Annotated in this window: 22 protein-coding genes; 16 read left to right on the top strand and 6 right to left on the bottom strand. The window is 38.7% G+C overall.

All coding sequences use genetic code 11. The annotated features are described in order from the left end of the window. Window positions 1-115: 115 nt before the first annotated feature. A complete protein-coding gene (locus ACLLO5_RS18005; RefSeq protein ID WP_413171852.1) occupies window positions 116-1297 on the top strand; it encodes an acyltransferase family protein in 1182 nt (393 codons plus the stop codon). Then, window positions 1287-1649: a hypothetical protein gene (locus ACLLO5_RS18000; protein ID WP_413171851.1), complete on the top strand. Its 363-nt coding sequence runs from the start codon at window positions 1287-1289 to the stop codon at window positions 1647-1649. The genes ACLLO5_RS18005 and ACLLO5_RS18000 overlap by 11 nt, the downstream gene beginning before the upstream one ends. A 243-nt stretch (window positions 1650-1892) precedes the next feature. On the opposite strand, the gene ACLLO5_RS17995 is transcribed toward ACLLO5_RS18000, so the two are convergent. The 4 genes from ACLLO5_RS17995 to smc all read right to left on the bottom strand — a co-directional run bounded on the left by ACLLO5_RS17995 (window position 1893) and on the right by smc (window position 7562). Beyond that, the gene (locus ACLLO5_RS17995; RefSeq protein WP_413171850.1) at window positions 1893-2252 is read right to left on the bottom strand and encodes a hypothetical protein; all 360 of its coding nucleotides are present in this window, start codon (window positions 2250-2252) and stop codon (window positions 1893-1895) included. A 109-nt stretch (window positions 2253-2361) separates the two neighbouring features. Continuing rightward, entirely contained in the window at window positions 2362-2613 is a 252-nt protein-coding gene (locus ACLLO5_RS17990; RefSeq protein WP_413171849.1) for a UPF0175 family protein, read from the bottom strand. Between the two features lie 217 nt (window positions 2614-2830). Then, window positions 2831-3646, bottom strand: coding sequence for a hypothetical protein (locus tag ACLLO5_RS17985; protein WP_413171848.1), 816 nt, complete (start codon window positions 3644-3646; stop codon window positions 2831-2833). 190 nt (window positions 3647-3836) lie between these two features. Further along, on the bottom strand, window positions 3837-7562 hold the full coding sequence (gene smc, locus ACLLO5_RS17980; RefSeq protein WP_413171847.1) for a chromosome segregation protein SMC: 3726 nt from the start codon (window positions 7560-7562) through the stop codon (window positions 3837-3839). Window positions 7563-7728: 166 nt separating this feature from the next. Here smc and ACLLO5_RS17975 point away from each other — a divergent pair, with 166 nt between their 5' ends. The 4 genes from ACLLO5_RS17975 to ACLLO5_RS17960 all read left to right on the top strand — a co-directional run bounded on the left by ACLLO5_RS17975 (window position 7729) and on the right by ACLLO5_RS17960 (window position 9701). Next, on the top strand, window positions 7729-8208 hold the full coding sequence (locus ACLLO5_RS17975) for a GNAT family N-acetyltransferase (protein WP_413171846.1): 480 nt from the start codon (window positions 7729-7731) through the stop codon (window positions 8206-8208). Between the two features lie 21 nt (window positions 8209-8229). Beyond that, window positions 8230-8436: a hypothetical protein gene (locus ACLLO5_RS17970; protein WP_413171845.1), complete on the top strand. Its 207-nt coding sequence runs from the start codon at window positions 8230-8232 to the stop codon at window positions 8434-8436. Window positions 8437-8478: 42 nt separating this feature from the next. Continuing rightward, window positions 8479-9135, top strand: a complete 657-nt coding sequence (locus ACLLO5_RS17965; protein ID WP_413171844.1) for a ComF family protein — start codon at window positions 8479-8481, stop codon at window positions 9133-9135. 89 nt (window positions 9136-9224) lie between these two features. Beyond that, window positions 9225-9701 carry a PPC domain-containing protein gene (locus ACLLO5_RS17960; protein ID WP_413171843.1) on the top strand — a complete coding sequence of 159 codons (477 nt, stop codon included), beginning with the start codon at window positions 9225-9227 and terminating at the stop codon, window positions 9699-9701. Window positions 9702-9947: 246 nt separating this feature from the next. On the opposite strand, the gene ACLLO5_RS17955 is transcribed toward ACLLO5_RS17960, so the two are convergent. Continuing rightward, window positions 9948-10565 carry a TetR/AcrR family transcriptional regulator gene (locus ACLLO5_RS17955; RefSeq protein WP_413171842.1) on the bottom strand — a complete coding sequence of 206 codons (618 nt, stop codon included), beginning with the start codon at window positions 10563-10565 and terminating at the stop codon, window positions 9948-9950. 361 nt (window positions 10566-10926) lie between these two features. Between ACLLO5_RS17955 and ACLLO5_RS17950 the strand changes: the two genes are divergently transcribed. The 10 genes from ACLLO5_RS17950 to ACLLO5_RS17905 all read left to right on the top strand — a co-directional run bounded on the left by ACLLO5_RS17950 (window position 10927) and on the right by ACLLO5_RS17905 (window position 19399). Further along, complete coding sequence (locus tag ACLLO5_RS17950) at window positions 10927-12558, top strand: M16 family metallopeptidase (protein WP_413171841.1); 1632 nt, start codon at window positions 10927-10929, stop codon at window positions 12556-12558. A 151-nt stretch (window positions 12559-12709) separates the two neighbouring features. Continuing rightward, on the top strand, window positions 12710-14218 hold the full coding sequence (locus tag ACLLO5_RS17945) for a M16 family metallopeptidase (protein WP_413171840.1): 1509 nt from the start codon (window positions 12710-12712) through the stop codon (window positions 14216-14218). A gap of 307 nt (window positions 14219-14525) precedes the next feature. Continuing rightward, a complete protein-coding gene (locus tag ACLLO5_RS17940; protein WP_413171839.1) occupies window positions 14526-14774 on the top strand; it encodes a hypothetical protein in 249 nt (82 codons plus the stop codon). Window positions 14775-15030: 256 nt separating this feature from the next. Then, window positions 15031-15258: a hypothetical protein gene (locus ACLLO5_RS17935; RefSeq protein WP_413171838.1), complete on the top strand. Its 228-nt coding sequence runs from the start codon at window positions 15031-15033 to the stop codon at window positions 15256-15258. A 70-nt stretch (window positions 15259-15328) separates the two neighbouring features. Then, the gene (locus ACLLO5_RS17930; RefSeq protein WP_413171837.1) at window positions 15329-15556 is read left to right on the top strand and encodes a hypothetical protein; all 228 of its coding nucleotides are present in this window, start codon (window positions 15329-15331) and stop codon (window positions 15554-15556) included. 70 nt (window positions 15557-15626) lie between these two features. Beyond that, window positions 15627-15854: a hypothetical protein gene (locus ACLLO5_RS17925; RefSeq protein ID WP_413171836.1), complete on the top strand. Its 228-nt coding sequence runs from the start codon at window positions 15627-15629 to the stop codon at window positions 15852-15854. 321 nt (window positions 15855-16175) lie between these two features. Next, window positions 16176-16391 (top strand): hypothetical protein, encoded by a 216-nt coding sequence (locus ACLLO5_RS17920; RefSeq protein WP_413171835.1) that lies wholly within the window; start codon window positions 16176-16178, stop codon window positions 16389-16391. Between the two features lie 176 nt (window positions 16392-16567). Then, window positions 16568-17746, top strand: coding sequence for a phosphotransferase (locus tag ACLLO5_RS17915; RefSeq protein WP_413171834.1), 1179 nt, complete (start codon window positions 16568-16570; stop codon window positions 17744-17746). 52 nt (window positions 17747-17798) lie between these two features. Further along, entirely contained in the window at window positions 17799-18896 is a 1098-nt protein-coding gene (locus tag ACLLO5_RS17910; RefSeq protein ID WP_413171833.1) for a T3SS effector HopA1 family protein, read from the top strand. 200 nt (window positions 18897-19096) lie between these two features. Continuing rightward, the gene (locus ACLLO5_RS17905; protein WP_413171832.1) at window positions 19097-19399 is read left to right on the top strand and encodes a HetP family heterocyst commitment protein; all 303 of its coding nucleotides are present in this window, start codon (window positions 19097-19099) and stop codon (window positions 19397-19399) included. A gap of 332 nt (window positions 19400-19731) precedes the next feature. Here the strand turns inward: ACLLO5_RS17905 and ACLLO5_RS17900 are convergent, their stop codons facing one another. After that, complete coding sequence (locus ACLLO5_RS17900; protein ID WP_413171831.1) at window positions 19732-20517, bottom strand: peptidylprolyl isomerase; 786 nt, start codon at window positions 20515-20517, stop codon at window positions 19732-19734. Window positions 20518-20563 lie beyond the last annotated feature (46 nt).

Raw genomic sequence — 20563 nt, 5'->3', positions numbered from 1 at the left:
ATTTCCATCTAGCAGATGTTATTGACAATACAGTATTTTGTTAGTTATATAGTTTTCAGTGAGTATGGTTTGTTTTTTTACAAAGTGTATTGTATATTTCATTTTTTGAAAGATAATGAGCGAAAAAAGTAAAACTCGATTTTTGGAACTTGATGTTCTCAGGGGTATTGCAGCATTTAGCGTTGTTTTATTTCACTACACTAGTGAATATTCTACGCAATTCAAGCATTCACCAGATTTAAATTTTTACTTTGGTTACGGAAGACATGGTGTGGAATTATTTTTTATCATTAGTGGTTTTGTGATTTTGATGACATTAGATAACACTAAAAGAGGTTTAGATTTTATTGTTGGACGTTTATCCCGTCTTTATCCTGCTTACTGGGTTGCTGTTATTATCACTTTTGTAGTCGTTAAAATTAGTAAACTGCCAGTCAAAGAAGTTAATATTTTGGAAGCTTTATGCAATTTAACAATGATGCAGGGCTTTTTTGGTATTCCTAATGTGGATGGTGTTTATTGGACTTTAAAGGTTGAACTTTGCTTTTATCTATTGATGTTTACAGTTTACAAATTAGGTCAATTAAAGAATATAAGTTTAATTACTCTTGGGTGGCTATCTCTGACGAGTTTTTATGCTATTAAGACATATATCGCTCGTTGGAATTTGTTCACAGGATTAACCTCTAATACCAATAATACGAACTTTTTGCTTCATGGAAACTATAATTTTCCTACATTATCTATTAATCATAAATTAATGGTTTTAGATATAGTAGGAAATATACCCGAATCTGGATTCAATATTAAAAATATTTTGCGTGACATACTTGTTTTTGGTCATGCTCATTTATTTATTTTAGGCATTACTTTATATTTAATAAAACGAAATGGATATTCTCTTTGGCGATGTGTGATGTTACTTTTTTGTATACTAGTTCAAAGAGTTGCTTATTCTTGGGAAAATTCATGGGAAACAACAATTTTTGTAGCTGCGTTCACATTGATTTTTTGTTTAGCTATGCAAGGTTATCTTGGTTTTATAAAAATCAAACCGCTGATCTTTAGTGGTAGTATATCTTATAGCCTCTATCTTATTCATCAAAATATAGGTTATGTAATCATAAAAACTTTGTACAACTATAAAATAAATCCCTATATTAGTATTATGGTAGCTATTATATGTTCTATTGTTTTGGCGCTACTAATTTCTAAACTGATTGAATATCCTGCTATGGTTTTTATCAGGGATAAATATAAAAATAAAATTCTCCCGAAATTAATTAATGGTAATTAGTAACAACAGTGAGTTGTTAGTTTTTCTGGTGAAATTCTGTTTTTTTGTGGATGCTGATGTGGCGATCGCTCCAGATACCATCAATCGGGTCAGATTAGCGTTTACACAAGATACAAGTCTAGCAGCGGTGATTGGTTCCTACGATGATACTCCAGTAGCTAGTAATTTTCTATCTCAATACAAAAATCTTTTTCATCACTATACCCATCAAAATGCTAATGAGGATGCTTTTACATTTTGGGGTTCTTGCGCTGCGATTCGCCGTGATATCTTTTTGGCTTGTTATTGGGTTTTTGCACTTAGTCGAGTTATAAATAGCGATCGCACTGATATGATTTTGACTTTCTCTTGAGAAGTTACTCCGAAAAAATCGCTTTTGTTCAATTAAAAATAAGGTGTGTTAATGAAATGTAACGCACCCTACAAGATCGGCGATCGCACTTGGTCAAGGCATAAATGGCGATCGCACCACAAAGTCACCGAACTGACCAAAGCTCTTCGGGAATCGGGAATCTAAGAAACAGTCCTTGCTGTTCGTACTAAAACAGTGTTAGACATTACCATCTATTTAGACGCGGAAATTAAAATTAAGTATTCATAGTTCCGTCACTGTCCACTGTAGCCCTTGCATCTGGGTAGACTCAACGACTTTTGGATGCGGATCAATTGGTTTGATTAGAGTTCTCAATTTAAGCTGTACTTTTGAAGGATCAATAGCACGTGGAAATAACTTTGAAGTTGTTACTGGCTGCTCAAGATGCAAAACAACACGCAACTGTTGCCCTCTCAAAACTTCTCTAGCAAAATGACTTTCGGAAGTATTCGATGCATTAATCTTGGCAGGTAACATGGCCGCAAGGGTATACAAGACTTTTTGCACTACTTCATCTGCTAAATCTATGGTTTTAGTCCGAGAATGCTGTCTATAGTCCTTAGCTTCAATTAACCATATCACCTGACTCTCAATTGCGAGAAGATCAACTGCTTATGGTAAATAGCTTCTAGTAACCCAAGATGATCAACAAGGGCAAGATTCGAGAGAGCAGAAGTATTACTGACAACAATCATAGCCAGCCCCGACTCCGCAGGTGTTGAACATCTTCCTCAAAGTCTTCCACATCGTAATGGACACAAATATTCCGGTCTGCCAGCAGCTTTTGAAAGTCTATTATGTCTATTCCAGCAATTTTGCTGGCGCGGCTGAGGGAAATCCGCTGCTGCTGGAATAGGGCAATGGCTATTTCCCGAAGCCATTCACTCTGGTTAAAGGTTTCAGTTTTACTGAGGCCATCAGGTAGGTTCAGGGTAATTTGCATTAAGTTATCCTCACGCAGTTACTTTTAATTTTACTGTTGCCTTATTCAACCCAACAAGCGATTCCTATGTTGTGCTTCACCGCACTTTATCAACCTAACCTATGAGCGATTCCTACGGGGCGCTTCGCTATCGCACTTTATCAATCTAACCTATGAGCGATCGCACTAGCAGTCAGTGTACTTCAAGGTTCCGCTGCATTGCGATTTTTATGCCTAGTTAGTATCGAAGTTTCAACCATTTAGAGACCTGAAATTGGGGAACATAAGGTTTACTTCTTACCTCGTTCATCAAATTCCAATAGCAATGTTTTGCAAATTTATTTTGAATGCCAGCAGGGTATGTATAACTATACATTGGAGGATTGCCTTCCTTCCAAACTATGCTTCGGTGATATTCTGGCTGCAAATACTCATATATTCCCCAACGAATATCATTTAGAAATTCAGCAATGGTGCTGCTGTGGTAATTGAGAATATCTGTATGAAATCTTTCGTAAAAGTCAGCTAACGCTATTAATGAATCTTCAAATGTTATTGGATATCCACTTTTGCTCAAAACATCTTGAAATTCATTTGTAATACCGATTGATCTTAGAATATTGTGTTTCGATAAGTTACCACACATTTTGAGAAATAGTATTCGGGTAATTTTTATTGTTACTTGCATTGAAATAGATGCGAGCCAAGTGTCAACTTCAACTTCTTGATTGAGCCAGTCGCAAAATAATTGTGTAGCCTGTTGTAATGAAGTAATTGAATTATCTGAATTGAAGTGTGGATTCCCAGATATTTCTCGCAATGCCCCCAAATACGATTTGGGTTTTACGGGTGCTTTTTTATCTGAGCAGGACAAAAAATCCACAAGAACAATATTGAAGAATCGTTGATGTGTACTTGTCTCAAATAGAATATTAGACTCTGGATAAGAACCATATATTTTGAGCATTTCATAATTAACCATTGAGTCAATTTGCTCTTTGATTGAGTTCAAAAATATTACTTCTTCCTCAATGCTGTTTAAATTTAAGGGCATATTAATTCAAAGGCATAACTAGTTATTATACGAAAATTTTTCATATAACACTTTTATATACAACCATATAGTAAAAATTACAAGCGAATCTTGTCAAGTTCTACAGAAATTTTCTTGTTAATATCTCTATTGGCGTGTTATACAGCGATCGCTTCTCAATTATATATATTACGTAATCCTGCGGACTACTTCAATGGTCAGATGATTGTAATTTAATACCCAAAACTTGAGTATATGCGCCTCTAGCTTGAGTTACGCCAATTGTGCGTTGGGCTGATTCTATCATCGGACGACGCAAACTCACAACAATAAACTGTGCCTGTTGTGCCTGTTGTTTAATCATTCTCGCTAATCGTTCGACGTTTGCCCCATCTAAAAACATATCAACTTCGTCAAAGGCGTAGAATGGTGACGGGCGATAGCGTTGTAGGGAGAAAATAAAACTTAGTGCTGTTAAAGATTTCTCTCCCCCAGACATGGAAGCAAGACGCTGTACTGGTTTACCTTTGGGGTGTGCAACTAGGTTTAAACCGCTGTTAAAGGGATCTTCTGTATTATCAAGTTGTAAATAGCCGTCACCGTCGGATAGGGTGGCGAAAATTGATTGGAAGTTTTCGTTTACTGCGTCGAAGGCTTCTTTAAAGGCGATTTGGCGTAAGGTGGTGAAGTTTTCAATTCTTAATAATAGTTCTGTGCGTTCTGCTTCTAGGGTTTGTAATTTGTCAGTCAGTTCTTGGAGACGATTTTGGACTTTATCATAGTCTTCCAAAGCCAGCATATTGACGGGTTCCATTGCTTGCAAGCGTTTGGCGAGATTCCGCAGTTCTTTTTGCAATTCTTCTAAATCAACTTGAGCGGGAACTTCTGGGAGGGGGTTTGGTAATTCTGCGCCTAAATCTCGCAATTGAGTTTGTAATGCGGTGAGGTCTTCTCGCCGTTTTACTTGGGTTTCTTGCAGTTTCTCTAATTCCCATTGTAATTGTTGTTGTCGCAGGAGGAGCGATCGCACTGCTGTCTCTGTTGCATCCCGTTTCTTTTTCTCTTCTCCTAAATTCTCTTCCAATTGCTTCAAATTAACTTGAATTTCCATAATTTGGCTATTCAGTTCTGTCAATTGACTACTAACTGTTGCTAGTTGATTGTTAACTGTTGTTTGTTCTTGTTGATATTCAATAACTCGCGTCTGAGCTTCTTCTGTTTTTTCTTGTAAACGTTGTTGTTGATTTTCTAAGTTCTTTAATTGTTGTTGTGCATCCCTTAAAGCGGTTTCTTTTTGTTGTAATTGTTGCTCTTGGGTTTTAATTACTGCCTGGATTTGTTGCCATTCGCTTGGTGTTTGAGACGATTCCAACTCAGAAAGCGTATGTCTCAATTGTTGCAACTGATTTTCTAAACCTGGTAATTCCCGATTTAAAATTTCCAGACGAGATTGGGAAGTGGTGAATTTTTCGGTATTTTGGGATAATTGAGCGCGTGCTGTTTCTAACTGCGTGGTTAAAGTTTTGATATCTTTCTTTAACTGTTCTAAATGTAACTGCTGTTCTCTTCGTGCTTGACGCGCTTCGGTCAATTCCTGGGAAAGTTGCTTACTGCGAGTGGATAAATTAGAAATTGCTTCTAGACAACGGTCTAAAACGCGGTCAATATCTGCCAACCTGGTCTTTAAACTAGTGACTTCTTCCGATTCCTTGGCTTCACCTGTGCCAAATTTTAACGCCGAACGCTGAGTATTACTTCCCCCAGTCATTGCACCGCTAGTTTCTAATAATTCACCATCGAGGGTGACAATACGATAAAGACCGATTTGTTTTCTGGCTTGTTCTAAACTGGCAAAAACTACCGTACTACCAAAAACATACTTAAAAACTTCTTGATAACGGCGATCGCACTCTACCAAATTCATAGCATATTCTACAAACCCATCCGCATAACGCAAAGTTAAATCTGGGGTAAATTTCGGGGCTTGAATTTTATTCAAAGGTAAAAAAGTTGCTCTCCCCGCACGTTTCTGTTTTAACAACTCAATTCCCGCAGACGCAACTCTGTCATCTTCTACCACAATATGTCCCAAACGCGCACCCGCAGCCGTTTCCAAAGCCAAATGATAGCGGGATTCCACCTTACCCAGTTGTACCACCAACCCACACAAACCAGGTAAACCAGATTGAATAATCACCTTACTGGCTTGCGTACCCTGAACTTCCTGCTGTGCTTGGGCTTGCGCTTCCAATTTATCTAACTGGCGTTGTTTTTCTCGCTGTTCTTGCAAAAGTCGCTTTTGAGTTTCCTGCTGAATTTGTAACTCTTGTTCCGTCGCCGCCAGATTTTCAGCTAAATTTTGAATAGGTACACTAGAAGCATTAAATTCCGTTTCCAGTTGATGACATTCAACTTGTTTGTCTGCCAATTCCGGTTCTAAAGTGGCAATTAATTCCGATTCCTCCTGAATAAGTTGCTGTAACTGCGTATTTCGTTCTTGCAGTTGTGCTTGCTCAGTGCGTTGAGGTTCGAGAGTTTGTAATAAAGTTTCAATTTGGCGATTTAACGCTGTTTGTTGTTGTACCCAAGCTTCCGAAGCGGTCGCAATTTCCGCCGCAGCTTGGCGAGAAGCTTCTAAAACTTGTTGTGCGTCATTTCGTTGATTTTGTAGAGACGCTACCTGTGTAATTTCTACATCTTGTTGTTGAACAGCTTGTGCTAGAGAAACTTGATGTTGTTGAATTTCCTGCTGAGTTTGAGTTAAACGCCTTACAGATTCTTGTAAAGCCGTTTCTAAATCCCGCTGCTGACGTTGGAGTTGCTTTTTTTCCGCTTCCTGAGTAGCGAGGTTAGCCTGTACCGCTAAAAGTTCCTCTTCCCCCAAAGCTTTGACATGAGAATTAAGTTCCTCAAGTTCAGTAGTTTTTTGGGAAATGTCTGAATTAACCGTTTGCAGTTGATTAGTAAAATCCGTAAAAGATTGTTCACCAGCTTGAATTTGTGCTGTTAACTTTTCCTGCTGTGCTTGGAGAGAACGCCAGGATAACACAGCTTCCCAAGACTGCTTATGAACAAATTCCGTCCGTAACTTTTGATATCTTTCTGCTTTCGCCTTGTCTTGACCCAAGCGATCGCGCTGTACAGTTAACTCAGTCTCAATAATCCGACAACTATCTTCCCTTTCCTTCACCTCATCCAAAGTTGACTTAGCTTGGATAATCTTCCGATCATAAGCCGCAACCCCGGCCAACTCATCAATAATTTCCCGACGTTCCCGTGCATTCATCGAGATAATGCTGGTTACATCCCCCTGCAACACCACATTATATCCTTCAGGATAAACCCGCAGTTCCTGTAATTGCTCATGCAACTCCGACAGAGTACAAGCAACGCCATTAATATAATAATTCGACGTATACGTTCCTTGCGGTGTAACCCTTAAGCGTCTAGTCACACTCCATTCATTCGATTTTGGATTTTGGATTTTAGATTTGGGATTTTCTTCCTCTTCCCCTACTTCCCCTACTTCCCCTACTTCCCCTACTTCCTCTGCTCCTCTGCTCCCCTGCTCCTCTGCTCCTCTGCTCCCCTGCTCCCCTGCTTCCCCTACTTCCCCTACTTCCTCTCCCCTGCTCCCCTGCTCCCCTGCTCCCCTGGGTGAGGCAATATCCGACAAATCAAACGTCACCGTCACACTAGCTTCCAACGAAGACCGTCCTTTATGCTTTTGGGCATTATTTACCAAATCTGGTAAACGTTCAGCCCGCATTCCCTTAGAACTAGCTAGTCCTAAACAAAACAGCAAAGCATCGAGAATATTTGATTTACCAGAACCATTGGGTCCAGATATGACAGTACACCCCGGCAGCAAAGGGACAGAAGTAGTACCGCCGAAGGATTTAAAGTTTGTCAGTTCAACGCGCTTGATATGCACCATTATGGGCGCTGCTTAACTCTTGACAGATGAACAAAGAACAAGTGTATCAATTATTTTAATATATGCAACTCTTGTGAAGAAGAAATTTTGACTTATAGTAACTTTAATGAGTAGGCTATACTTTGATTTCGTATAATTTATAACTTCAGGGTATAAAAAATAAGTAATGAAACAATATTACCAAGATTTTGTAATTCGTGATTGGGAACCCAAAGACCGCACACGAGCAGCATCTGTAATTAGTTATGTATTATCAGAATATGGTTTGGGTTGGGAACCTGACGGGGCGGATAGAGATGTGTTGGAAATCGAGAAATATTACTTAGAAACTGGGGGCGAGTTTTGGGTAATTGAACACGAAAATCAGATAGTAGGTACGGGGGCGTATTATCCTATTAATCGGGGTGAAAAAGCTGTAGAAATAAGGAAAATGTATCTTTTACCCAATGTGCGAGATTTAGGTTTAGGAAAGTATTTATTACAACAACTAGAATTAGCGATCGCTAAACGTGGCTTTGAGCAAATTTGGATTGAAACAGCCACTGTCTTAAAAGAAGCAGTCCAACTGTATGAAAACAAAGGCTATATCCCCAGCACTGGTGTAGAAACAAAAAGGTGCGATCGTATCTATGTGAAATATCTTTAGGTGAAAAATAGGAGTACCAAGATGAACGCTCACAAAGTGGAAGCTGTTTTAACTGAAGATGGAACTTTGATGCTGCGGGGTTTACCTTTTCATGCAGGGGACGCTGTAGAGGTAATCATTCTCGAAGCTAAAACTCCACAGACTCAAGAAGCACTACCTACCCAACCAGAAACAAATTTTTATCCAATGCGCGGGAAAGTAGTCCGTTATGATGACCGTAATGATTAGGTAATTTGGCAACGCGGTCAAATAATTGATTATTCGACAACTATGTTCAAAAATTTACTCAATCTTTTTTTACAAAGCAATTGTCCTATTTGTCAGCGCAGCACACAAGGAGAGATTTGTCAATATTGTACCAAACAACTACAAACCTGTTACTTGAAAAATCCTAACTATTTATGGCAGCAACCATTACCAGTATTTGGTTGGGGGAGTTACGGAGGTGCATTAAAAAGAGCGATCGCAGTGATGAAATATGAAAATCACCCGGAAATTGGGCGAGTTTTAGGTAATTATTTGGGAGAAGCGTGGTTGTTAAATACTCCTGCATTAAATAAAAAACCTGTAATTGTACCCATACCACTCCACGCCAAAAAACTCAAAGACCGAGGTTACAACCAAGCCGCATTAATAGCTGAAGGTTTTTGTCAAACAACAGGGTTAAAATTAAAATTAAATGGTTTAGCGAGAATTAAAGAAACTAAAGCCCAGTTTAGTGTATCCGGTTCAGAGAGAGAACAAAATTTAGCAGATGCTTTTTCCATAGGACAAGATTTTAGCCGTCATCACCCAGATGCACCAGTGCTGTTAGTGGATGATATTTATACCACAGGTGCAACCGCCAAATCTGCTGTTTACGCACTTCATCAAAGTAGCATCGCTGTACTTGGTTTAGCTGCTGTTGCCACAACCGGCGCACAATAGATTCAGCCTGGAGTGTATGGGCAATTTGCCGTTGGGAAACCTATAATTAGGAACATTACCCTGTATTTGAGGGAACACCGTATTAAATTATGAATAAAGCTTTTGTAGCGGCTTTGGGAAAAATTATGATCTTTCCTGTCATGTTGCTGACGATGGGGATATTTACCAATACAGCCTTTGCTCAAAAAAATACTATTATTAACAGCAGTAACTTATATAAGCCACTTCCGATCAATGGAAGTACGGAAATTAACGATACATTATCAGACAAAGATATTCCCACGGGTCAAGGAGGATTCGCCCGTGATTATACCATGAAGTTAAACAAAGGTGATAATTTAGCTATTGATTTGTCTTCTGATAACTTTGACAGCATTATTACACTGTTAGCACCCAATGGTTCGACAGTGGCAGAAAATGACGATGGACCAGATGGTAGCAGTAATTCTCTATTGTTTACTCGCATCACCGAAACAGGAAACTACATAATTCGTGTTCGGTCTTTCGGGGAAACTGGGATAGGGAAATTTCAACTCAAAGTGACAAAATTGCAAGCAGTGAAATAATTTGAATAGGAGGCAGGAGTCAGGAGTCAGGAGTCAGGAGTCAGGAGTCAGGAGTCAGGAGTCAGGAGTCAGGAGTCAGGAGGCAAGAGGCAGGAGGCAGGAGGATAAGAAGAAAATATTTCCCTCATCCTCCTCATCCCCCTCATCCCCCTCATCCCCCTCATCCCCCTCATCTTCCCCATCTTCCCCATCTCCCTGCTCCCCTGCTCCCCTGCTCCCCTGCTCCCCTTCTCCCCCTCTCCCCCTCTAAGATTCCTTTGCCAATACACCGTTGAGAAAGATATCAGCGAGTCCTTCGGCCATTTGCTGCATTTCTTGAGGTGAGGCATTAGGTTCAATGAGGGTGTTGTCTGAAAAGCCGGCAACAGCGAACATTCCTAAAAATACCTTGGCGACTAGGTTAGCATCCATTTGACGATAGATGCCTTTATCCATAGCGGTTTGGAAGAATGCTTCAGCGACATCAGTCATTTTGCTGATTACTTCTGTTTGAATGCGATCGCGCAAATCTGGGTGAAATTGTACCTCCATGAAGCACACGCGCATCATATCGGCATTTTTTCTTAAATTCCACATCCGACGGCGCATAACCTGGGCTACGGCCTTATAACTGCCCATTTCGCTTAACTCGGTCAGTAAATCTGTGAGAATATCAACCCAGCCATTTGTGGCTACTTCGACTAAAATAGCTTTTTTATTGGTGAAATGACGAAATAGAGTACCCTCAGCCACACCCGCTGCTTGCGCCAAGTCGCGGGTAGTAGTACCATCAAATCCCTGAGATGCAAATAACCGCTGTGCAGCCTGAAGAATGCGGGTGCGCGTCTGTGCTTCTGATGGTGGAGGAGAATTAAAAACTCGCATAATAGTAGTTATTGCTATATCTCTGGAACACGACTTGTAGCAATATTGTCTAACGTGAAATCCAAAAAGCACAGAAAGCTTAATACAAGATTAACGCTTTGTCTGCTAAATAACCCAAATTTAAGGGTGTAGGGGAGATGGGGAGCAGGGGAGCAGGGGAGCAGGGGAGATGGGGAGATGGGGAGCAGGGGAGCAGGGGAGAGGGGGAGAATAAATAACCTTTTGCCTTTTGCCTCTTGCCTCTTGCCTTCTGCCTCCTGCCTCCTGCCTTCTGCCTTCTGCCTTCTGCCTTCTGCCTCCTGACTCCTGACTCCTGCCTTCTGCCTTGTAAAAAAGTGTAAAATTAGTTTGATTTTTGCTTATGAATTATTCAATTTTGGATTTCTGGAAGAGTAAAACCAACAAGTCTAAATTTAGATACTCTCAATTATTCCACAAATTTTCCTTCTCTCCTATTTTGCATCGTTTGTTAACAACTGCTTTGGCGGTAATGATATTTTGTTTAGGTGTAATGCCACAAGCAGCGATCGCACTGCAACCTAACAAAACTTCAATTCAACCCTATTTAGATCAAGTAGTTAAGCAATTAACAGAATTTCGCCTTGATAATGGTTTGAAATTCATTGTTTTGGAAAGACATCAAGCGCCAGTGGTTTCTTTTTTGACTTACGCTGATGTGGGTGGGATAGATGAACCAGATGGTAAAACAGGTGTGGCGCACTTTTTAGAGCATTTGGCTTTTAAAGGTACTCAGCGTATTGGGACAATAGATTACAAAGCCGAAAAACCGCTACTAGAACGTTTAGAACAGTTAGATACCCAAATTAGAACTGCTAAATCCCAAGGCAAAAAAGATAATTTAGCCAAGTTAGAAACTGAGTTTAAATCATTAGAATCTCAAGCACTCAAACTAGTCAAACAAAACGAAATTGGGCAAATTGTTGAGCAAGCGGGAGGTGTAGGTTTAAATGCGAATACTTCCACCGAAGCTACCCGTTATTTTTACAGTTTTCCGGCTAATAAGTTGGAATTGTGGATGTCTTTGGAATCAGAAAGATTTTTAGATCCTGTGTTTCGGGAGTTTTATAAAGAAAAAGATGTAATTTTGGAAGAAAGACGGATGCGGGTGGAAAATTCTCCCGTTGGTTTGATGGTGGAGAAATTTATTGACACTGCTTTCAAAGTTCATCCCTATAGACGACCAGTGATTGGTTATGACGAAGATATCCGCAATTTGTCACCGAAAGATGTGAAGCAGTTTTTTGACAGCTATTATGTTCCTAACAATTTAGCGATCGCTATTGTCGGTGATGTTAAACCTAACGAGGTAAAAAAATTAGCACAAGTTTACTTTGGACGTTATCCGGCTAAACCTAAAGCCCAAGCAAAAATTACCCCTGAACCTAAGCAAACTGAACCCAGAGAATTTACCTTAAAGTTACCTACTCAACCTTGGTATTTTGAAGGTTATCACCGTCCAGGTATCACTCACCCCGATAATGCAGTTTATGACATTATTGGTAGTTTATTGAGTGATGGTCGCACTTCACGATTGTATAAGTCTTTGGTGGAAAAACAGCGTTTAGCCCTTGCGGCTCAAGGTGTGAGTGGGTTTCCTGGTGATAAATATCCCAATTTGATGTTATTTTATGCTCTCACATCTCCAGGTCATACAGTTGATGATTTGGCGATCGCACTAGGAAAAGAAATCGAAAAATTGAAAACTGAACCTGTCTCCACAACTGAGTTACAGCGAGTGAAAACTCAAGCGCGGGCTGGTTTGTTACGTAGTCTGGATTCCAACATGGGTATGGCACAGCAGTTATTGGAATATGAAGTAAAAACTGGTTCTTGGCGGAATTTATTTAAGCAGTTGGACAATATTGCAGCAGTGACACCCGCTGATATTCAACGGGTAGCACAGATGACGTTTACGCCAGAAAATCGCACTGTTGGTAAATTGTTGTCTCAGGAAAAATTAGGTGACAGTTGACAGGTGACGAGGTGACAGAGAAGAAAGCAGGGGGAAAAATTAGGTGACAGTTGACAGGTGACAGGTGACAGAGAAGAAAGCAGGGGAAAATTAATCAAATTTTGCCTCTTGTCTGTAAATAACTGAGAAAAAAAGAGGATAAAAAATAAAGATGGTGAAGGGTAAAAAATTGAAGTTTTCGCTTAAGTTTTCTAAGAGTTGGCGGTTTATTTTGGCTTTTGTTGTTGCTTGTTTGTTCACATTTAATTTTTCTTGGGTAGCGACAGCAGCAGCAAAGCATTACACAGATTTACAATTTACTCCCTTGTCGGAGGTGAAGTTACCCAAGTATGAACGGTTTGTACTGGATAACGGCCTGGTTGTTTATTTGATGGAAGACCATGAGTTACCATTGGTGAGTGGTACTACACTTGTGAGAACGGGAAGCCGTTGGGAACCAAGTGATAAAACTGGGTTAGCGGAGATTACTGGTTCTGTCATGCGGACTGGTGGAACCATCAAACATTCAGCTGATGAGTTAAATGAGATTTTGGAACAACGGGCTGCGGCGGTAGAAACTAGTATTGGTGAAGCTGTTGGTAGTGCTAGTTTTGACAGCTTGACTGAAGATTTAGAAACCGTATTTGGGTTATTTGCTGAGGTGTTAAGAGAACCAGCATTTGCTCAAGACAAGTTAGATTTGGAGAAAACACAGATTAAGGGCGGTATTGCTCGCCGCAATGATGATCCTAGCAGTATAGCCAGTCGGGAGTTTAAAAAATTAATTTATGGTCAAAATAGCCCATACTCTCGCACAGTAGAATATGCGACCTTAGAGAAAATTACCCGTGAGGATTTGCTGAAATTTTACCAGCAATATTTTTATCCCAATAATATGATTTTAGGGATTGTGGGAGATTTTAACGCCAAAAAAATGCGATCGCTCATTCAAGCCAAATTTGGTGACTGGAAAGCAAACCCCAAAATCGCCAAAACTCCATTACCACAAGTTTCACAAGCCAATGTAGGCGGTGTGTTTTTTGTCAATCAACCCCAACTCACCCAAAGTAACATTCTCATTGGTCATTTAGGTGGTAGTTTCAATAATCCCGATTATCCAGCCTTGGATGTCATGAATGGGGTATTAAATGGATTTGGTGGACGCTTATTTAATGAAGTGCGATCGCGTCAAGGTTTAGCATACTCAGTATATGGCTCCTGGAGTCCCCGTCATGATTATCCAGGTATGTTCATTGCCGGTGGACAAACCCGTTCTGATGCCACAGTTCAGTTTATCAAATCCTTGGAAGCAGAAATCAAGCGGATACAAACTGAAAAAGTGACCACAAAAGAACTGAATTATGCTAAAGATTCTACCCTCAATTCTTTTGTATTCAATTTTCAAGACCCCAGCCAAACCCTATCTCGGTTAATGCGCTACGAATATTATGGTTATCCCGCTGATTTTCTGTTTCGCTATCAAAAAGCCGTCACCGCAACCACAACAGCAGATATACAACGAGTAGCTAAAAAATACCTCAAACCAGAAAATCTCGTCACTTTAGTAGTAGGTAATCAAACCGCTATTCAACCACCACTAACACAATTAGCTGCTAAGGTAACACCAATAGATGTAACTATTCCCAGTTCTCAAACCCAAGCACAGAACTCTAGCAAGTAACAGGTGATAGGTGATAGGCTTCACTGTAAGCGTTAGCAGTTTCCCTCAAAAGGGGGATTAATAACTGTCTCAAACCACATCAACCACTTTTAAAACAACCTCTCAGAGATTCTGATTCCCGACTTCTTGAAGAAATCGGGAATTTTATTTTTTTAGATAATTTTAGTAGACACAACTCCTTAAATTCTGTCTGGAAAATCACGCTAAAAATATTGACTTCTACAGACATAAGTTCAAAATATAAGAGAAGGATTTTAAAATCTTAACTTGATTTTATCCAGACCAATATTTAAGGAGGTGATTCCAGATGAACATACAAATTTATGACCTATACTCTACTCATGAACCACAACTGATTCATGAATTAACATCCTCAGAAATGAAGAATATCAATGGCGGTATATCGAGCCGAAGAAGTAGAAACAGAAACCCAAATACAACAGATAGAAGCGAGCTTTCCGCACTGCTGGCAGATGTAAATAGTAGTATAGCTAACTGGAGATTGGAACTCAATGAAACACTTGATAACTTGAGAGTAGAAAGATTAGATGTTTGATAAATTGATTTTGTAATTAACTAGAAATATTCAAATACCCGATTTATTCCCTAAGTCGGGTATTTTTTTATATGAGCAGGTAAATAATTGCAATCTCCAAAGACATAAAATCGTGCTTAATGTCTAATCAACATAGCTATAAGCCTTGATTTTCTAGATTTTTATCAATAAAAATAGAAGCATCAGTTAAGAAAACAACAACTTAACTGCCCACACAAATTCAATTTACTGAAAACAAGTCTTTTAGGAGGAAATTATGGCAAGTATTAAACTTTCTGAATTGCAAGCAACTGGAACTGAATTATTCCAAGATTCCGAAAGCTTTCTCAACGACATGAGCGATGCTAATACCGTTTATGGTGGATATTATGGCAGTGGTGTGAGCGATATCTCTACATTAGAGAAATTGGCTGAAGCTTTCGTTAACGTTTATGGCATTGGTCATATCGCTTACTTAGCTAAGTCCTACAGCGATAAATACTAATCATCTAGTATTTGAATCAAAAATTCCCACAAGTTCAATTGACTGAAAACAAGTCTTTTAGGAGGAAATTATGGCAAGTATTAAACTTTCTGAATTGCAAGCAACTGGAACTGAATTATTCCAAGATTCTGAAAGCTTTCTCAACGACATGAGCGATGCTAATACCGTTTATGGTGGTTATGGTGGAAGCGATGTCAGCGATATCTCTACATTGGAAAAATTGGCTGAAGCTTTCGTTAACGTCTATGGCATTGGTCATATCGCTTACTTAGCTAAGTCCTACAGCCACGGCTATTAATATTTTTGTGTTTGTTTCCAAAAACTTCACAAATTCAATTGACTGAAAACAAGTCTTTTAGGAGGAAATTATGGCAAGTATTAAACTTTCTGAATTGCAAGCAACTGGAACTGAATTATTCCAAGATTCTGAAAGCTTTCTCAACGATATGAGCGATGCTAATACCGTTTATGGTGGTTATGGTGGAAGCGATGTCAGCGATATCTCTACATTAGAGAAATTGGCTGAAGCTTTCGTTAACGTTTATGGCATTGGTCATATCGCTTACTTAGCTAAGTCCTACAGCGATAAATACTAATAACGTAAGTTGCTAGTTACAAATATTCAGGTTTATTTCTCGATTAGATCCCCCCTCACCCCCCTTAGAAAGGGGGGAAATTAATCAAAGTCCCCATTTTTAAGGGGGATTTAGGGGGATCTAGAAGGCTTATCGTTATAACTAGCAACTTGGGTTAATAGTTTTGTAGTTTAGGACTCGGCTAAACGGCTCTCCTGGGAATGAAGGTAAAAGTAATTTATGTAAATAACATAAGTTGATAAATTTACCAATCAACCAGGAGAGCCTGTTAAAAACATCTAATTCTGGGCAAATCACTTCAATAAATTAAATACAAAATAAATGGCACGAATTATCATTGCTGATCTCCATCTCATTGATTCTGAAGTATTTATCAATGAAATCACAAGTACAGATGAAAAATCCGTATTTGGTGGTCAATATGAATATCGTCCTCAAATTTTAGAAGTTGGGGGTAAAGCTCTTGAGTTTATACTTGTGATTGCAGCTATTGATGCTATTTCATTTCTCACGACTTCATTCATAAAAACTGATTAATATTCTCATTATTTACGGTGTTTTTTACACACTTGATATAAACCAAAAAGCAAATTATATAGCGGTATGCACTTGAACGAGACACATAATTTACTGCAAAACCTATGATGCACTAAAAAACTGTCAACTCTTTCCCCTGTTCCCTGCTATCAATCATTTCACCATTATTTGACAATATGGCATTTCTCTTAAGTTCTCAAAATGTTTTTAACTATCTAATTTCCCAAGGACTGTGTAATCAAGAAGAACAGTCATTGAGCAAAATTGAGTTAAAACCTGCCAAAAACTTTAATTTATTAGTCAGCTTACCCGATGGTAGTCAATTTTTAGTCAAACAAGAGCGTCTAAACCGAGAAGGTAAAACTCGTGGTGAGTTTGCTGATGAATGGCAAGTACATAATTTTTGTCGGACATTTCCAGAAATTAGTCATTTACGCTCATGCTTATCAGAAGCGATCCATTTTGATGCTGAAAATTCCATTATTGTTTTCAATTATCTCAATGACTATCGTGACCTAGCAGAATTTTATGCTCTAGAGAACATCTTTCCTACTAATATTTCACGCTCAATTGGAGCGAATTTAGCATCAATTCATCGTTTAACCATAAACCGTCAAGATTATCGGGAGTTTTTCCAAACCTCTGATAATACAATAGATTACACAACGTCTACCCTATCTAGGGGATTAGATAGAATTACACCAGAAGTTTTTGGTTCAGTTCCTGCGGATGGGTTAAAATTCTTTGCACTTTATCAACGTTACGATAATTTAGGTCAAGCGATCGCAGATTTGAGTAATGCCGTCAATCCTTGTTGTTTAACTCACAATGACCTCAAACTCAACAATATTCTGATCTCGTTAAATTGGGACACAGTCATTCATCCAGAATCACGCTTTAGTGATAACATAATCCGCTTCATCGACTGGGAAAGAGGCGCTTGGGGAGACCCAGCTAGTGATTTAGGTGCAATTATTGCTAGTTATCTCCAAATCTGGCTATATAGCATGGTCACTAGTAAAACAACACCGATTGAAGAATCTCTACGTTTAGCTGCAATTCCCTTACAACTGCTACAACCATCCCTCTCATCCTTGGTAAGTGAATATTTAACCAACTTCCCGGAAATCCTAGAACTTCGTCCTGATTTCTTGCAACAAGTTGTCCAATTTGCCGGTTTTTCTCTAATTCGTGCTATTCAAGCCAAATTGCAACATGAGAGAACTTTTGGTAATTCTGGTATCTGCATTCTCCAAGTGGCCAAGAGTTTATTGTGTCGTCCGCAAGCATCTATGACCACGATTTTTGGGATGGAAGCATCAAACTTGACCCCCGCAACCTTATCTCATGTTTGATTTTGGATTTTGGATTTTGGACTAATTTCCCCACACCCCACACCCTACAGCCATGCAACTATTAGATTCACTCCATACACAACTTTCCGAATTACCAGAACAATTGCAAATATCACTACAAGATATTGTGACCGAGATTGAAATTGCATCTCACCACTGTATCAAGCATCCAAAGCACAAAACCATAGGGTTGCCAGAATCAGTCATCCCTCGTTTTGAGCAGTTACCATTAGAGATGCAGCAACAGCATTTAAAACTACAACTGCGTAATTTTATATACAGTGTTTATTATAACGTTGCCTCAAAGCCTATTATCAATGCTGATGAGCAGGAAAGCAATGGGAAAATTAACCAAAATCTTGAAAATAAGAACCTATTCGGCATAGATTTAGAATTTTACGATCGCTTACATACCAGGAACAAAAGTGAAGGCTACTGGAGTCATAACTGGCAGGTGGTCAGGGAAGAAACGGATGGCACTTTCGCAGTGCATAAGAATGGGTTAACGCTGCACGTTGATCCAAATTTGCATCTGTTACCAACAACCCAAAAGGTAACTGTTGGTAAATTTGTATCTATCAAGATGCCAAAGAATTTGGTACAAAACGGGTTTTATATGGCTGTAGCTAATGCAGGCTCCCAAAATGGTCATAATATTACGCGAATTTACTTCAATTTAACACCAGAAGGGGCCGCCGCCGTAATGGAAAGTTTAACAGCGCAACTAAATAATATTCCCATTTCTTTTTCCTTCAAAGCACTATATAACCCTGCCGATTATGGACGTTATGACTCAGCCGTGCTTTACTTTAACAAAGACCAATATGAGATAGTTCACCCAGCATTAGCAAGAATCTATGCGGAAAATCAATCCTATTTTGAGAAACAAGTGCCTTTGTTTACTAAGCAATTAGCACCAGGGTTAGCTTGTGCAGAAGAACCAAACCAAAAATTTGGTGATCAAGAAAGTTTTGGTACAAATCGTTGTCAAATTATCGCTAATGGTTTAATTGCTGCTTGGCAGCAAGGTGAGCATAGTCCAGATGAAAGAATGGCATCTATTTTTAAGCAATTCGCGTCACATAAAATTCAATTACAACGCCCTTATCTTAATGCTAACTCTGAGGATATTTACACTCCCTTGTCTTAATAGCATTAAGCATCATATCTAATAGTTGAATGCAGATGATTTTTGTGGCAGTAGGGGCGTTCGCGTAGCGTGCTGGAAGCATCAGCATTCAGGTGATAACCTATCGCTGAAACCATTGATATTCTGTCCGAATGCTTCGCCCTTCGGTGTTTTAGTAGGGTTGATAAATTAGGTTAACTTCACATATCGGAGGTAATAGAATGATTAAAGAAAATTACGAACAAAATAAACAATTAGATAAGATATTTAAACAGTCACAATTTCAAGAGATTATCAAAGCCATCATCCTTGGTAAATATTCCTGGGCTTGTATTCTATTTCTCCATTTTTCTGGATGCGATCCTCTAGACTATATGCCTCATGAAACTTACAGCAAACTAATCCAAGACAACTATATCTTTACTGAAGATAATCATGATTCAATTCATGATAAAAAATTAAAACTACCTGGAATAAAATTAAGCTGGATTAATTTGAATAATGAGAAACATAGCTCCAATTAAAGTTGGGTGATTTAAGATTGGGAATTGTTTGAAGAAGGAGTCAGGAGTCAGAATCAATCAGGAATTCAGTACCCGCAATTGATTGAAAACCACGAAATCGTAGATTTGGTGGGGTCTTAAACCCGGTTATTCATCCACCATTCGCACAGAATACCCAACTGAATTCTGACTCTTGAATTATGTTCGGTAAATTTTAAATTTCAACCAATTCCTATAACTAATCATTTTTTGATAAAAAAACACCAGATTTATCTGGGAAATTATAAACGAAAATATCCCCGTTTCTCTAAGAAGTCGGGGATATGAAATTTGTTAGATTAAACTATATTATATTAGCTGGCTTCACTCAACATCTCTGATGAAGATGGGGAATTTTGATTTTCTATGAGTTTGGCGACAATTTCTAATGTATTAACTTGTTGTTTTAACCAATTTGTAAATAACTCTCCCATAATTTTTAAGTGCATCTGTTCATTTAACTGGGGTTTAATAATTTCTTCAACCATAATAATATGCGCTCCTTTAGGTGTAATTATGGGTTTGAGAATTTGCGGTGGATTAGCTGCAAAAATTGCCGATGCTATTTCTGGTCTAAAATCGCTACGTTGTCTAATACCTTGATATCCTCCAGCACGACGAATTTCTGGATTTTCTATATATTGACGGGAAATTTCTTGGAAACTTATTTCTCCTTCTTGCAGAGCATAAAATATTTCTAAAGCTAAATCTTCATCATCTAATATCACTTCATAAGTTACTGCTCCGGTGTAATCGAGTTGATGAGCATAAAAAAATGGTTCAACTTTATCTGCAAATAAATGATTAGCTAATTTGGCTGATAGTAAATTAATATGGGCAATTTCTTCAAAGTTATCCAAAGAAAGATAATGTTTTTCTAACCAAGCCCAAGTGTCTTCTGCTTTAATCAGTTTATTGGCTAATCTGAGACTATCTGCTGCCTGTTGTAGTTCTTCGATTTCAACTTGAATACCTTCTTTAACAGCGGTATCAACAATAATTTTTCTGGTGGCGATCGCTTCTAATAAATTAGGAATTTGACAAGTTATTTTTACATGATCAAGAATATCTTCACCAGAAACAATTATAACTTTTGACATGATCTAATTCCTCAATTCTGCCCTATTTGTAGTTTTAAATTCTCGA

Source organism: Anabaena azotica SJ-1 (assembly GCF_047275885.1).
Taxonomy (GTDB): domain Bacteria; phylum Cyanobacteriota; class Cyanobacteriia; order Cyanobacteriales; family Nostocaceae; genus Trichormus_B; species Trichormus_B azotica_A.
Note: the sequence above shows the minus strand (reverse complement) of the source record. Positions and strands in the feature narration are given on the sequence as shown.